This is a genomic window from Limosilactobacillus alvi (assembly GCF_016900115.1).
GTDB classification, from domain to species: Bacteria; Bacillota; Bacilli; order Lactobacillales; family Lactobacillaceae; genus Limosilactobacillus; species Limosilactobacillus alvi.
This window is the reverse complement of the sequence record NZ_JACJJQ010000140.1, coordinates 1-232: the sequence shown is the minus strand read 5'-3', so window position 1 is coordinate 232 and position 232 is coordinate 1. Positions and strand designations below refer to the sequence as shown.

Annotated in this window: 1 pseudogene; it reads right to left on the bottom strand. The window is 53.9% G+C overall.

Annotated elements, in window-relative coordinates:
* Window positions 1–181 (bottom strand): annotated as a pseudogene (locus tag H5993_RS09395) (hypothetical protein); the annotation flags it as partial.
* Window positions 182–232 lie beyond the last annotated feature (51 nt).

The following is a 232-nucleotide window of genomic DNA, read 5'->3' as shown; positions in this document are numbered from 1 at the left end:
CGATTGAACACGTGGCAATTACGGGAGTCATGCCCATCTTCAGTATCTTCTTGAACGAGAAGTCGAGGCCCAACGAGAACAGAAGGAACATCACGCCGATGTCTCCCCATGTGCTGATGTCCGCCCTGTCGACCACGGACATGGTGTAAGGCATGTGCGGGCTGACAAGAAATCCGGCCACGACGTAGCCCAGCACGAGCGGCTGCTTTAGTTTCTTGAACACTATTGTGAC